Source organism: Betaproteobacteria bacterium (genome assembly GCA_016720925.1).
In the GTDB taxonomy this organism is placed as follows: Bacteria; Pseudomonadota; Gammaproteobacteria; order Burkholderiales; family Usitatibacteraceae; genus UKL13-2.
The window spans coordinates 147,997-160,843 of record JADKJR010000004.1 but is presented as its reverse complement, the minus strand read 5'-3'; the positions used below and the strand labels follow the sequence as shown (position 1 = coordinate 160,843).

Here is a 12,847-nt window from a genome sequence, read left to right as displayed (position 1 = left end):
AAACGCCGCGCCAGTGCTTGATTGTCATTCGCCTGTCGTCGCATTGACAGCGGTTTTGTCAACAAGTGTGTCACAGGGCCATTTTGTGCAGCAAGTCACAGCTTATGGCCGGCTGGAGGAAGAAGATGAAGTCGTTGCAGAACACGCGACAAATGAGAAAAAGCAGCGAAAGCAACATGGCATTTTCAAACACTAGGCGCACTCCTAGGATCTCTGGCTTGGGATAGTTTTCACCCGAGAGGAAAGTCGAGACTGAACCGACGCAGGTCAGACCTGCTCCTCGATGCCAGAAAATCAAAAGGGCACCATTCGGTGCCCTTTTTTTTTGCGCATGCGGCGCGCAGGAACGGCACATAGCCGCTTACATGAAGCCGGTGAATGGCATGCCCGTCGAAACACGCTGGTGCGATTGGCCGATTCCTCAAAGTAGGCGTATTTGTGGTGGCGATTGTCACGACTGGAAAACGCCGTGCGGGAAGCCGCGCGCGCATGCTCGGCGACCAATTCCAGCGCTCTCTGTTTCAACAGGACGCATTCCGCCGCCGGCACAAAATCTTCGCGCACAATCACCCCGTCGCGGTCAAAGGCTTCGCGAACCTCGATGGCAAGGCTGTTTACGGCGTCAAATCTGGAGCGATGTACCATGTATTTTCCCGATGAGATCGGGCCGGTAGCTAACGCCGTGTTGCAAGGTTCGCGCTAACCCGCTGCTGGAAGTAGCCATTTTCCAGATAGCGATACAGATTCTTTCCCGGACAGACGGTTTGAGTCGAAAAATCCTTGTGGCCCTTGATGGCGTCGACGGGAATGGCATATTTTGCCGCAAGCAAGGTCATTAGTTCGACGATCGCATCAAGCTGAAATTGACTCGGCTCCGCCTCCTCATAATTGCCGACCAATTCGATGAGGGCATGACCGGTCGGGTCATATTCGGTGTTGGTGTCACCCGCAAACCGGATGTCGCGGCCCGCGTAAATATTGCCGTCGAGATCGATGACGTAATGGTACGGAATGTCCAGCCATTTCTGCGTGTTGCGGGACCACAACTGCAAATTTCGCAAATACTGCGCGGCGTCACGTCCGCGCGGGAACGCCTCACCCTGATGATGCAGCGTGATACGGGTAACGGAATGTTTGCGCGCCACCGATTCATCCGCCGGTGTTCCGCCCCACTGGCTAACCGTGATTATTCTGTTTTCAACCTTGGCCGCGTGGAATTCCGCGCGCGCAGCACAACCCGCCAACGCACACACAGAGATGAACAGCACGAGCCGCGCACGCAATGCATTTGATCGGCTCATTGCAGGGGTGAGCATTCGGTCTCGGCATTCAATTTACGATCCCGCCCACCCGATTTTGAAATCATCCACAAACCCGCAAAGGTGATTGCGCCATTGATGATCAGCAATTCAAGCCCGACCCGATAGTTGCCGAAGAGTGCTGCCTGCCATGTATCGATGCCCAAACAGATTAGCGGTGCCGCCAGCGCAACCCCCGGCGCCAGCCGGTCATTGATCGTGCGGCGGGTGAGGATGCCGAACGCAAACAAACCAAGTAGCGGGCCATAGGTGTAGCTGGCGAGTTTCAGGATGAGCCCGATCATGCTTGGATTGTCGGCCCACTTGAAGACCATGATCAGCAGCAGGAACAGCGCCGCAAAGGTGAGATGGACGCGCTGACGCAATGTCTTCTTTTGCGCTTCGTTCATGTCCTCACGGCGCTTCATGCCGAGTATGTCGATACAAAAACTCGAGGTAAGCGCGGTGATGGCGCCATCCGCGCTGGGAAACAGGGCCGAGATCAACGCGATGATGAAAATCACCTGCACAAACGCGGGAAGGTGACCAAGCACGATGGCCGGGAAGATTTTGTCGCCTGTCGCGGCGACGCCCACCGCCGGGGCGTACAGATAAAGCAATCCGCCCAGAAACAGGAACAGCAACACCACGCCGAGCATGATGATGGAAAGCGTGATGATGTTCTTCTGCGAATCCCCAAGGGTTTTCACGGAAATATTCTTCTGCATCATCTCCTGATCCATCCCGGTCATGGCGATCGCGATAAACATGCCGGCAAGAATCTGCTTCAGCCAGAACTGTTTGCTGTTGATGTCGGTGACGAAAACGGTTGAAAGGCCGCGGCTGTCCATCTGCGCAAGACTCTCCAGGAACGACAGCTTCATGCCGTCCAGCAAATAGATCACGCAGATCACCAGTCCGAGCAGCATGCAAGTAGTCTGCAGCGTGTCGGTCCAGACAATGGTCTTCACGCCGCCCTCGTAGGTGTAGAGCAGAATCATGACGATGATGATCAGAGCGGTCAGCCAGAACGGCACATGCAAGCCATCGAGGATGGCGTCCTGCAAAATCTTTACCACCAAGTAAAGCCGCGCGGTCGCACCCAGCGTGCGTGACAATATGAAGAACGCCGCACCGGTCTTGTAAGCACGACGTCCGAGGCGCGTATCGAGATAATGATAGATCGACGTCACATTGAGCCGGTAGTAAATCGGCAGCAGCACAAACGCAATCACGCAATAGCCCAGCGACTGCCCAAGGACGATCTGGAAATAGGTGAATGCGGTCGTGCCCACGGCGCCCGGCACGCTGATAAAGGTCACGCCACTCAGCGACGTGCCCACCATTCCGAACGCAACCAGCATCCAGTTGCTGTTCCGGTTGCCGATGAAGAAGCTGTCGTTGTTCGAATTCCGCGACGTTACCCACGCCACGGCGAGCAGGAGCAGGAAATAGGCGATGACGAAGAAAAACAGGAGGTGCGGTGACATTACATCGCCCCGCGCCAGGACTCGTCAGCGTTCACGGCGCAATTGTCGCGGCGCTGCCGATGAGCACAAGATTTTCATGTTCATTACCGCCAAGCGAAAAGTAGGCAACGCCAATTCTGTTATAGCCACGCCGCGCATAAAACGCGATTGCCTTGTTGTTTCTGGCATTGACCTTGAGCCAGAGCGGATGGCCCGTCCGCTGAACCGCCACCGCTTCGGCGTGCTTGAGTAGCGCAGAACCCGCGCCCTTGCCGATGAAGTGCGCCTGTACATAAAGCGTTGCAAGTTCTGCCGTGGCGCTTGCCGCCTCCGCGCACGACGCGCCGACATCCACAACCGCATAGCCGACGAGACTGACACCCATCTCGGCAACGAGAATGTTCGCGGCAGGCCGCGTGAGCATCGCCCGAAATCTCTCGGGCGTGAACTCGGCAAGCACATATTGTGCAATCGTGGAAGAAATTCCGTCGGTCGCATAGGTGTGCAACCATACCTGAATGGCCAGCGCCGCGAGCTTCTCAGCGTCCTCTGGCTTGCCTTGACGAATAAGCCACTCAGATTGCATTGCGCGTCACGATCATCGGCGCGCAAGCCCCATTGAGCGGCTGATCACTTCCTTCATGATCTCGTTGGTACCCCCGTAAATGCGCTGCACGCGAGCGTCGGCGTACGCGCGCGCAATCGGGTACTCCCACATGTAGCCATAGCCGCCGTGAAGCTGCACGCATTCGTCGATCACCTTGCATTGCAGGTCGGTGGTCCAATACTTGGCCATTGAGGCGCTGGCGGTATCGAGTTTGTCCACCATCAGCAGCTCGATGCACTTGTCGAGAAACACTTGCGCGATCTGCACTTCGGTCTGCATCTCGGCCAGTTTGAATCGCGTGTTCTGGAAGTTCGCCACGGCCTGGCCAAAGGCTTTTCGCTCCTTCACGTAGGCGCTGGTCCAGTCGATGGCGGCTTGCGCACTCGCGACCGCCGTGATGGCGATTTGCAGGCGCTCCCAAGGCAGCTGTTCCATCAGGCAGATGAATCCCCGGTTCTCAAATGCCTCGCCACCCAGCAAATTTTCGACCGGCACCTTGACGTCGTTGAAAAACAATTCTGCCGTGTCCTGGGCTTTCAAGCCAACTTTCTTCAGCCGCTTTCCAGTCTCAAACCCGGGCATGCCGCGCTCCACCAGAAACAGACTGGTGCCTTTCGACCCCTCGGCCGGGTTGGTTTTCGCGACAACAACCACGAGGTCGGCGTGCCACCCGTTGGTAATGAACGTTTTGGAGCCGTTCAGCAAATAAGTGTCGCCCTTCCTGATTGCACTCGTTTTTACGCCCTGCAAATCCGATCCGGCTGCCGGCTCGCTCATGGCAATTGCACTCACCATCTCGCCGCTGGCAAGCTTCGGCAGATACTTTTTCTTCTGCGATTCCGTTCCGTAATGCAGGATATAGGGCGCGACTATTTCGCTATGCAGCGAGTAGCCGATCCCCGAAAAGCCCGAGCGCCCGAGTTCTTCCATTTCGATCACGGAGAACAATTTGTCGGCACCGGCACCGCCGTATTCCTCCGGCATGCTCGTGCACAGGAAGCCATTCTCACCTGCCTTGTTCCAGACCGCGCGATCCACATAGCCCTGCTCTTCCCAATCTGCATGAAAGGGCGCCACCTCGCGGTCCAGGAAACGGCGAAAGCTGTCGCGAAACGCTTCGTGCTCGGTGGTGAAAAGTGTTCGTTCAATCATGTAGCGCCTTTATTCAAGTAAATGGTTTGTTGATGCGTCCAGGAAATTGATGAGTCGGCTAGCGGTAGACCAGTGAGAACGCAGAATCCGTGCCCGCCGGGACCGTCTTAATCTGCTCGAGCCGCATGCTCGCCGGAATTGTTGCCTCGCGAGCGCCGGCACCGGTAATCAGGATGTCGCCCGCCTTGGCGATATCTTCGCCCAGTTTGCACGCCGCGTTGACCTCTGCCCCGAATATGTCCGTGTCACCAATTCGCAGCACTTCACCATAGCCGATGCCAACACACAGCAGCACCTGCTCGGCGTCAACGCGGGTTGCATTGTATTCGTGCGTACAGCGTTGCATTGCCAATGCGCAGCGCACGGCATCGCTGACATGACGAAACATGACAATAAGGCTATCGCCTTCGGTCTTAAGCAGAATGCCATTGTTGTTCTCGATGATCGGCACCAGCAGTCGATGGGATTCGTAAATCGTCTGCAGGAAGTGGACGATGCCAAACTCCGCGACGTTGCGCGAAAAACCCGCCAGATCGGAATATAGCACCGCCCAGGTTTCGCCGAACAGGCGCCAGATACGCCGATCGATCGCCTTTTTATCCGCACCGGCGACAAGCCGTTCCGCGATGAGATTTTCCAGCCGGTCGGCCGAGGCGCCGGAGACGACATTGTAGGTAAATGGCATGATTTTGTTCCGTGATTGGATTGCACACTGACTTAAACGCACTGCCCTAAACGCACCGCCATAAACGCACCGCCATAAACGCACCACCTTAAACGCACCACCTTAAACATTGATCGCGCGCGGATTTTGCCTCAGAACGCGCCCAACCGCATCGCGGTTTCAAACTCGCGTTGCTGACCCGTAACGGGGTCGCGCAACGCAATGAATTCAGCCAGCAACTGCAAGGGTTGACTGAAATCATCTTGCTCGATTTGCGCTTTCGTCAGATGATCCGGGTAGATCTTGTCGTTAAGAATGGGCATGCCCAGCGCGGCCATTTGTACCCTCAACTGGTGTCGCTTTCCGGTCAGCGGCAGCAGGCGATAGCGCGCCAGGTTACCTCGGGCCTCAATCAGCTCGATGCGCGTCTCGGCATTCGGCTCGCCTTCGATTTCGCGCATGCGCATGAAGTGCTCAGTGCCGACAAGCCGGCTGCGATACGTCATCGGCAATGCAAGACCCTCGCGCAGAGGTGCGATCGCCTGATAACGCTTGATCACCTCACGCTGGGAAAAAAGTGCCTGGTACCTGCCGCGCGTGTGCGGCTGCTTGGTGAACAACACCAGCCCCGCCGTCTCACGATCGATGCGGTGCATAGGCGCCAGCGTATCCAGACCCAGTTTTCGCTTGAGGCGAACCAGCAGTGTTTCCTGCAAGTATCGCCCGCCCGGCGTGACCGGCAGGAAGTGCGGCTTGTCGACCACGACGATGAACTCATCTTCAAACCGCACCACTTCGTCAAACGGAATGCGCGCCTCGGCCTCGATGGCGCGGTAATAGTAGAGCTTGGCGTGCGGCTGGTAGGTTCGGCCGGGCAAGACAAATTCCCCTGTCGCATCTAGCACGTCACCGCGCAACATGCGCGCTTCAATCTCAGCGAAGGGAATGGTATCGAAACGCTCCGCGAGGAAATCAATCACCCGTGGCCATGGACCGGGAGGGAGTGCGATGCAACTGGCGCCGACGCCGTTTTTGGTCGGCAGCCGCAGGCTATCGCGAGCCTTCAAGCTCTTTTGCCCGGTTCAATCGCCACTCGCCGTCCGGCTCACCGGCGTAGACATCTTCAACCGTCGTATTGGTCTCGCGCAACTTTGTATCGAGCGCAACGCGATTGTCAAACACAAAGCACTCGCCTTCCCAATCCTTCTCCGCGTCGGGCATTTGCAGGAAATAATTGAGGATACCGCCTTCCAGTTGAAACACAGGGATGTTCATGTCGCGCATCCATGCGGTCGTTTTCTCGCAGCGAATGCCGCCGGTGCAATACATCGCCACGCGCTTGCCCTCGGCCTGCCATTCGGGAAGGTGTTGCATGACGTAATTGGGGAAATCGCGAAAATTCGTGACTTGTGGATCGATGGCGTTCTTGAATCGCCCCAGCTTGTATTCAAAACTGTTGCGGTTATCCAGCAGCACCACATCCTCGTCGGCAATCAGTTTCCGCCACTCTACCGGGCTGACATTGGTACCGGTTTGCGTCCCATCCACGCCGGCAATCCCCAGCGGGACGATCTCCGGTTTTCGATAGACCTTCATTTTGCCAAATGGTGCCGTCTTGCACGGGCTGCGCTTGAAGATGATGCCGGCAAATTTGCCGGTGAAGTATGAATCGTTCCGCAGGGCTTCCTGAAAAGCATCAAGTTGGGCTGCCGAACCCGCCACCATGCCATTGATGCCTTCGCTGGCCACAAGAATGCTGCCCAGGATGTCTTTGGTCAGCGCGCGCAGGTGCGTGATCACCCCTTCCGGATCTTCGAGGGTGACGAATTTGTAGAAGGCGATGTGATAGATGGGTTGCATGGGTATTTCGGTTGCGAGGCGGGTGGGTGTTGGCGTCATGGGATACATTTTCTCATGAACGGCACGCAAGATCGCCAAGGCCAATAGCACCAAACGCTAGCACTGGAGCAGCTTTACAAGGATATTTGACCTGTGAGTGGCTCTGGTTCTTGAGTTTGAAGGATTGGAACATCGCGGTTTTTGCGCGCGCCTCGGTGAGGCGAACCAATCGGCGCGGGCGAGCGAGGTAGTGCCCCGGATGCGACGACACCGTCAGAGGCTTGCCCGGAGTTCGCTTATTTTCCTGGCCGCTGCAAGTGCCGACACTTTCACGGGCGCATCCAGCTCCGCCGCCAGTGCCGCCATGGCTTTCGCAGCCGGGGAACCGGGCATGCTCACGAACAGGAGCTGGCGCTTGCGAATCGCATCACTCACCGCAGAATCGCTCGGAATTTCGCCCATGTATTCCAGCTTCATGCTGATGTCGGTCTGGACATTGATGAAACGGTCGACCACGACCTGCAACTGCTCAGCGAGCTTGCGGCCTTCGGCGGCACTGCGTACCTGATTGAATACCAGCCGCACCGACGTGCGCTTCTGCATCTGCGCGAGCACCTTGATGGTGGCATAGGCATCGGCCAGCGCCGTCGGGTCTGGTGTCGCGACGACCAGCACTTCGCTCGCGAGCGACGCGGTGTAGAGAACAATATCGGAAATACCGGCGCCGGTGTCGAGCAGCAGATAGTCGTATTGGACCCTGAGCGTTTCGATGATTTTTTGCAGTTCGCCTTGCACGTCGCGGGTCAGGCGCGAGTATTCCACCAGGCCCGATGCGGCGGGCAGTACCGAGAACCCGCCGGGCGCCTTGAGCACGGTTTCTTCGATGGTGGATGTGCCCGTAAGCACGTCGTGCAATGTTGTCTTGGGGTAGAGCTTGAGCATGATGTCAAGGTTCGCGAGGCCGAGGTCGGCGTCGAGCACCAGCACTTTTTTCCCCCGCTTGGATAGCGCCGCGGCAAGGTTGGCGGCCACGAACGTTTTTCCGACACCGCCTTTGCCACTGGTAATCGCGAGAATCCTCGCGCCGGAAACACTGCCACTCACGATTGCTGCCCCATCGCATCGAGCAGGAGTCGCTTTTCGTCGGCCGTGACCTGTGTCGCTTCCGGCATTTCGATGGAAATAAGGTTACGGCCCGCTGCCTTGGCTGAATAGAGATTTTGATCCGCTCGCGCAATGACCTCTGCCGGCGTCACTTGCTGCCAGACCGGAATGAACGCGCCACCGATCGTTACCGTTACCTGCAGGGCGGTTCCGTCCGCAAGCATGGCCGTCGCAAGCGCCACTTCCTCGCGTATCCGCTCGGCGATGACGCGACCGACTTCCGGCGGGCAGTTGGGGAGGATTACCGCAAACTCGTCGCCGCCGTAACGCGCGGCAGTGTCCATCGGGCGAATATTTCGTGTCAGCACGTTGGCCACGGTGCGCAATACTTCGTCACCCGCGAGGTGTCCATGCGTGTCATTGATCGATTTGAAACGATCGAGGTCAATCAGCAGCAGCAATGCGGTTTCGCCGGAGCGGGACACGCGGTCCACTTCCTGCTCGAGGGACGACATGAAGTGTCGCGCATTGCCCAATCCGGTAAGACCGTCATGAACCGAGAGTTCGCACAGCGCGTCGATGATTTCCTGCAGTTCGCGCATGCCGCACGCCGCACTATCGAAACGATCCGGATGACCGGCCTGCCGAAGCAACCGCAGGGCAACATCCAGATCCATGCCTGCCGGCGCGGACTTTCCGCGTTGGGAACGGGGATGCGCAGCCGCCTGAAGGGTCGTACCCATTTCCAGGCTAACAACGGATGCCGACTTGGGCATCGCATCGACTCCGCGTGATTATTGTGCCGCTGAACTCCGGGTGGCCAAAAACGGGCGTTATTATTTTCATCGCTTGTTATCCAGGTTTGACGGTGACCTTGTAGAGCAAGTCTAGTGCCCCGCCGGCAAGCGTTGCCAATGGATAAGAGGGGTGAATACGGGTCAAATCGGCGGCTGATGGTGTGGAACCACATGGAAGCCTGCAGCGATCCACCAGCGTGGATGCCACCGCACTGCTACGCCGACAGCCCTCCATCAATCACGAGGTGGTGTCCCACCACATAGGACGATTCGTCGGAACAAAGCCAGAGTATCCCCGCCGCTACTTCATCCGCCCGCCCGACGCGGCCCGCGGGAACCTGTTCGGCAAGCGCCGCGTAATGCGCGGTAATCTGCTCGGCCGTGAAGCCGGTGAGCCGTCTTTGCCGGCGCGGCGTTTCAATGGCGCCCGGGCAAACGCTGTTGATGCGAATACCCTTAGAGATATATTCCCGCGCCGCAGCAGTGGTCAACCCATTCATGCCGTGCTTGGTGGCACTGTACATCGCCGCGTTGGGCGAACTCGCAAATCCGTTAACTGACGAAACATTCACAATCGCGCCTCCGCCTGCCTTCAGCATGACGTCAATCTCGTGCTTCATGCACAGCCACGTGCCGCGCAGATCGACCGCGATACTCTGATCGACCGATTCCAGCGGAATATCCGCCGTGAGCACCAGTGGGAATTCGGCCGCGGCATTGTTGACGGCAAAATCCAGCCGACCGAACGCATCGACACAGGTCGCGACCATTTTTTCGACTTGCGCGGGTTCACTCACATCTACCGGCAGGAAGCGCATGTTGTTGCCGATTCCACTGGCGGCAACCAGTTCATCCAGGGCCCTTTGCCCTCGCTCGGGATTCCTGCCGGCCACCAGAACTTTCGCACCTGCCGTGACAAAGGCTCTAGCGGTGGCAAGTCCGATCCCGTCGGTGCCGCCCGTGATCAGTGCGACCTTGCCGTTGAAGTTGTACATGCCCTGGCCCTGGTTACTCGCCTAGCGGTTCGCGAACTTCTGGTCAAACCGCTCAATCAGCAGCGCATTCTTTGATTGCCAGCGTCCGAGCGCCCCGGAATCGCCGGCAAACAACGCGTTCAGAAATGCGACCGCGAGATCGCGGGTCGCTGCCTTCACTTTCGGATTGAGCTCTATTCCGCCGGTGCCCATGCGATCCGTAAAAATGCTGTGCGAGCCGCCTTTGAAAACGGCCAGCGCCTTGGGCGCGGCATGGCCGTTGCCCATGGCTTGATAAACATCAAGCCGGTCGGTCAGTCCGGAACGATAGCCCGGAATGACAATCTCATCGTCAGTAGCGGTAATGTGCAAGGTGGGAATATTGATGGCTCCCAGAATCCGGCCGGTATTGTCCGCGCCATAGAACGGCGGCGCGGATAGCAGGATTGCCGCTTTGATGCGCGCATCACGCAGCGGCAACATGCGGCCATCGCGTTCAACCTGCGCCCCCGCTGCCAACATGGTGGTGTTTGCCCCGTATGAATGTCCGGCAGCGATGATCCTCTCGCGATCAACGCGTGCACCGATATCGCTGGCGAGCAACTGATCCAGCGCAAAACTCAGATCCCGCACGCGATTGATGGCTTCGCTTTCCTGCGCCGCACCATTGAGGCGGCTCAGCAAACTGAACGGATTGCCGAACCACAGTTGTCGATCGCTGCCAACGTGCTGCAAATGCAGGCTCGCATAGCCGTTGGCGGCAAAGAAGCGGCCGAGATACTTGTAGCCCTCGCGAGAGCCGCCGATGCCGTGCGAAAACACCACCAGCGGGACCGGGTGGGCCGCGATGCCGTTGCCGATCACAGGCAGGTAGAGCCGGGCGGGAACGCTTCGATCGCGCGAGCCATCCTGCCAGTCAAAAGTTTGTGTGGTGTATAGCGCCGAGTCGGGAGCCAGGTCCGCTGCCGCGCGCGCTGCATCGAAGTCCGGCGCGGATTGCAGTGCCTGTACGCCATCCTCCGTCTGGTTGGTCGAAACCTGGACCACGCAGCTGGAAAGCGTGAGGCAACCAATGACAGCAAAAAAAACCGAACGGGACTTCATGAAATATCTGCCTTGAACCATTTGAATTACGCGACCCATGATAGACCGGCCGAACCCGAAAAGTTCAGGCCCGAACCGTGAATATCAGTAGCTGGATGCGGACAATGCCATTTTCAAGCGGGCGGCGGCTCTTCGTGCCGGGGTTCCACCACCACTTTTCGCGGGGCCGGAGACTGAAGTGGGATGAAAATCCACAACAAAATATAGACCAGCACGCCGAGCCCGTGCAGCAAGATCGTCAGCAAGAACAGGATGCGCCAGGTCCAGGACGGCAGATTGCTCATCTCGGCCAGCCCGCCGCATACGCCGCCAATCCAGCGGTCGCTCGTCGACCGCTTGAGCTGGTGAAGAAAGGACGCTGACTTGGGCATGGCCTGCTCACCTGTTGGCGTCGCCCTGTCATCGAGTACACGCCGTTTGGCCTGCGTGAATTCCTCCTCCGTCAATGCACCCTGCTCGCGCAGCGTTTGCAGTTTTTGCAGTTGGTCGGCCACATTCATGACGATGCTCCTTTGTTGATCCTCTATGAGAAACTTGTGCCGGCCTCGGCGGGCTTCAAGTGGTCACAGCATATTCCAATGCGCGGACACCGTGAATGCGATTGCGACGAAGCGCAGAACTCCGCGCATGAGCCGATGAAACACCACGGTATTCTGCCGCTTTCAATCCTGCTGCGCGCCAAGTATGGGAGAAGCCTTGGTGCACAACGCCTTGAAAATGCTACCCTCCCTCCTTTGCTGATGGCTCGTTAACAATAATAATGCCCAATCCGCTGAATGATTCTCAATGGAAGGCCTTGCCCAAGGTCTTGCTTCATGAACATCTCGACGGCGGCCTGCGGCCGCAAACCCTGCTGGAACTGTGCAAGCAAAATGCACTGGAAGTCCCCGCGCGCAATGCCATCGAACTGGCCGCCTGGATGCAAACCAATGCCCACTCCGGCAGCCTGGAGCGCTACCTTCAGGGGTTTGGCCTTACGGTAGCTGCGATGGCGTCCGCCGAGGCGTGTAAACGAGTGGCATTCGAAGCCGCCGAGGACGCGCGGCTCGACGGCTGCGTGCTGGCGGAATTTCGCATGGCGCCGCTGCTGCTCGAGTCCAATGGCATGCGAGGTGAGGCGGTAATCGAGGCATTGATCAGCGGCCTGAAAAAAAGTGCCCTGCCCTGCGGGTTTATTGTTTGCGCCATGCGCACCGATAGCCCCGAGCAAACCATGCGCAGCGCATGCCTTGCCACCAAATACAAAGATCAGGGCGTGATCGGGTTCGATCTCGCTGGCGCGGAACGCGGATTCCTGCCCGCCATGCATGCCAAAGCGTTTGCCGTCGTGCGCGATGCCGGCCTCGGCATCACCTGTCATGCCGGCGAAGCAGACCTTGGTTCGCGGGTACTGGAAGCGGGCGCCTTGGGGGCAACACGTATTGGCCACGGCGTGAAAATCATGCATGCGATTAGCCTCGCACAGCAATCCAGATGGCTGGATGACGCGCGCAAGCTTGGCCTGCATTTTGAGGTTTGCCCGACCAGCAATGTGCATACCGGCACCGCCGCGTCCATGGCTGCACACCCCCTTCGCGAAATGGTCACGGCAGGACTGTCGGTCTCGGTCTCGACGGACAACCGGCTGATGTCCGGGGTCAACTTGAGCGGCGAAATACAGGCGGTGCACGAGCAGAACGGCGTCACGCTGGCGGAGCTCGGGCGTATGATGCATGATGCGGTCCGCGCATCTTTTTTGCCCGCAGCAGTCCGCGATGCGGCGCTGCAAGCCCTCAACGGATGGCCTGCGGAGGCAAGCTGAGAGCATTGTCCAGCCGCCGCCGATGCTGTATTGCATTG

Annotated in this window: 16 protein-coding genes; 3 read left to right on the top strand and 13 right to left on the bottom strand. The window is 58.1% G+C overall.

The window, feature by feature from the left end; translation table 11 throughout:
- Positions 1-70: 70 nt before the first annotated feature.
- A complete protein-coding gene (locus IPP88_07035) occupies positions 71-355 on the bottom strand; it encodes a hypothetical protein (protein MBL0122486.1) in 285 nt (94 codons plus the stop codon).
- A 23-nt stretch (positions 356-378) separates the two neighbouring features.
- Here IPP88_07035 and IPP88_07030 point away from each other — a divergent pair, with 23 nt between their 5' ends.
- Entirely contained in the window at positions 379-660 is a 282-nt protein-coding gene (locus IPP88_07030) for a hypothetical protein (protein MBL0122485.1), read from the top strand.
- 14 nt (positions 661-674) lie between these two features.
- Here the strand turns inward: IPP88_07030 and IPP88_07025 are convergent, their stop codons facing one another.
- The 12 genes from IPP88_07025 to IPP88_06970 form a co-directional block, all read right to left on the bottom strand.
- Entirely contained in the window at positions 675-1,316 is a 642-nt protein-coding gene (locus IPP88_07025; GenBank protein MBL0122484.1) for an N-acetylmuramoyl-L-alanine amidase, read from the bottom strand.
- Positions 1,298-2,788 (bottom strand): sodium:solute symporter, encoded by a 1,491-nt coding sequence (locus IPP88_07020; GenBank protein ID MBL0122483.1) that lies wholly within the window; start codon positions 2,786-2,788, stop codon positions 1,298-1,300. Before IPP88_07020 ends, IPP88_07025 begins: the two co-directional genes overlap by 19 nt.
- Before the next feature lie 31 nt (positions 2,789-2,819).
- Positions 2,820-3,293, bottom strand: a complete 474-nt coding sequence (locus IPP88_07015; GenBank protein ID MBL0122482.1) for a GNAT family N-acetyltransferase — start codon at positions 3,291-3,293, stop codon at positions 2,820-2,822.
- Positions 3,294-3,365: 72 nt separating this feature from the next.
- Positions 3,366-4,526 (bottom strand): acyl-CoA dehydrogenase family protein, encoded by a 1,161-nt coding sequence (locus IPP88_07010; GenBank protein ID MBL0122481.1) that lies wholly within the window; start codon positions 4,524-4,526, stop codon positions 3,366-3,368.
- A 58-nt stretch (positions 4,527-4,584) separates the two neighbouring features.
- Entirely contained in the window at positions 4,585-5,211 is a 627-nt protein-coding gene (locus IPP88_07005; GenBank protein ID MBL0122480.1) for an adenylate/guanylate cyclase domain-containing protein, read from the bottom strand.
- 131 nt (positions 5,212-5,342) lie between these two features.
- Positions 5,343-6,257: a pseudouridine synthase gene (locus tag IPP88_07000; GenBank protein ID MBL0122479.1), complete on the bottom strand. Its 915-nt coding sequence runs from the start codon at positions 6,255-6,257 to the stop codon at positions 5,343-5,345.
- A complete protein-coding gene (locus IPP88_06995) occupies positions 6,241-7,050 on the bottom strand; it encodes a hypothetical protein (GenBank protein ID MBL0122478.1) in 810 nt (269 codons plus the stop codon). The genes IPP88_07000 and IPP88_06995 overlap by 17 nt, the downstream gene beginning before the upstream one ends.
- 252 nt (positions 7,051-7,302) lie before the next feature.
- The gene (locus IPP88_06990; GenBank protein MBL0122477.1) at positions 7,303-8,136 is read right to left on the bottom strand and encodes a MinD/ParA family protein; all 834 of its coding nucleotides are present in this window, start codon (positions 8,134-8,136) and stop codon (positions 7,303-7,305) included.
- Positions 8,130-8,876, bottom strand: a complete 747-nt coding sequence (locus IPP88_06985; protein ID MBL0122476.1) for a GGDEF domain-containing protein — start codon at positions 8,874-8,876, stop codon at positions 8,130-8,132. The genes IPP88_06990 and IPP88_06985 overlap by 7 nt, the downstream gene beginning before the upstream one ends.
- A gap of 269 nt (positions 8,877-9,145) precedes the next feature.
- Complete coding sequence (locus IPP88_06980) at positions 9,146-9,925, bottom strand: SDR family oxidoreductase (protein MBL0122475.1); 780 nt, start codon at positions 9,923-9,925, stop codon at positions 9,146-9,148.
- A gap of 21 nt (positions 9,926-9,946) precedes the next feature.
- Positions 9,947-11,008 (bottom strand): alpha/beta fold hydrolase, encoded by a 1,062-nt coding sequence (locus IPP88_06975; protein ID MBL0122474.1) that lies wholly within the window; start codon positions 11,006-11,008, stop codon positions 9,947-9,949.
- 113 nt (positions 11,009-11,121) lie between these two features.
- Positions 11,122-11,508 carry a PspC domain-containing protein gene (locus tag IPP88_06970; GenBank protein ID MBL0122473.1) on the bottom strand — a complete coding sequence of 129 codons (387 nt, stop codon included), beginning with the start codon at positions 11,506-11,508 and terminating at the stop codon, positions 11,122-11,124.
- A gap of 12 nt (positions 11,509-11,520) precedes the next feature.
- Between IPP88_06970 and IPP88_06965 the strand changes: the two genes are divergently transcribed.
- Together IPP88_06965 and add are read left to right on the top strand one after the other, a co-directional pair.
- On the top strand, positions 11,521-11,760 hold the full coding sequence (locus tag IPP88_06965; protein ID MBL0122472.1) for a hypothetical protein: 240 nt from the start codon (positions 11,521-11,523) through the stop codon (positions 11,758-11,760).
- An 8-nt stretch (positions 11,761-11,768) separates the two neighbouring features.
- Positions 11,769-12,809 carry an adenosine deaminase gene (gene add / locus IPP88_06960; protein MBL0122471.1) on the top strand — a complete coding sequence of 347 codons (1,041 nt, stop codon included), beginning with the start codon at positions 11,769-11,771 and terminating at the stop codon, positions 12,807-12,809.
- Positions 12,810-12,847: the final 38 nt, after the last annotated feature.

What these genes read in the sequence shown, in the direction of transcription:
- IPP88_07035 (MBL0122486.1), bottom strand. Translation starts at nt 355, where the DNA reads ATGTGCCGTTCCTGCGCGCCGCATGCGCAAAAAAAAAGGGCACCGAAT.
- IPP88_07030 (MBL0122485.1), top strand. Translation starts at nt 379, where the DNA reads ATGGCATGCCCGTCGAAACACGCTGGTGCGATTGGCCGATTCCTCAAA.
- IPP88_07025 (MBL0122484.1), bottom strand. Translation starts at nt 1,316, where the DNA reads ATGCTCACCCCTGCAATGAGCCGATCAAATGCATTGCGTGCGCGGCTC.
- IPP88_07020 (MBL0122483.1), bottom strand. Translation starts at nt 2,788, where the DNA reads ATGTCACCGCACCTCCTGTTTTTCTTCGTCATCGCCTATTTCCTGCTC.
- IPP88_07010 (MBL0122481.1), bottom strand. Translation starts at nt 4,526, where the DNA reads ATGATTGAACGAACACTTTTCACCACCGAGCACGAAGCGTTTCGCGAC.
- IPP88_07005 (MBL0122480.1), bottom strand. Translation starts at nt 5,211, where the DNA reads ATGCCATTTACCTACAATGTCGTCTCCGGCGCCTCGGCCGACCGGCTG.
- IPP88_06995 (MBL0122478.1), bottom strand. Translation starts at nt 7,050, where the DNA reads ATGCAACCCATCTATCACATCGCCTTCTACAAATTCGTCACCCTCGAA.
- IPP88_06985 (MBL0122476.1), bottom strand. Translation starts at nt 8,876, where the DNA reads ATGGGTACGACCCTTCAGGCGGCTGCGCATCCCCGTTCCCAACGCGGA.
- IPP88_06980 (MBL0122475.1), bottom strand. Translation starts at nt 9,925, where the DNA reads ATGTACAACTTCAACGGCAAGGTCGCACTGATCACGGGCGGCACCGAC.
- IPP88_06975 (MBL0122474.1), bottom strand. Translation starts at nt 11,008, where the DNA reads ATGAAGTCCCGTTCGGTTTTTTTTGCTGTCATTGGTTGCCTCACGCTT.
- IPP88_06970 (MBL0122473.1), bottom strand. Translation starts at nt 11,508, where the DNA reads ATGAATGTGGCCGACCAACTGCAAAAACTGCAAACGCTGCGCGAGCAG.
- add (MBL0122471.1), top strand. Translation starts at nt 11,769, where the DNA reads ATGCCCAATCCGCTGAATGATTCTCAATGGAAGGCCTTGCCCAAGGTC.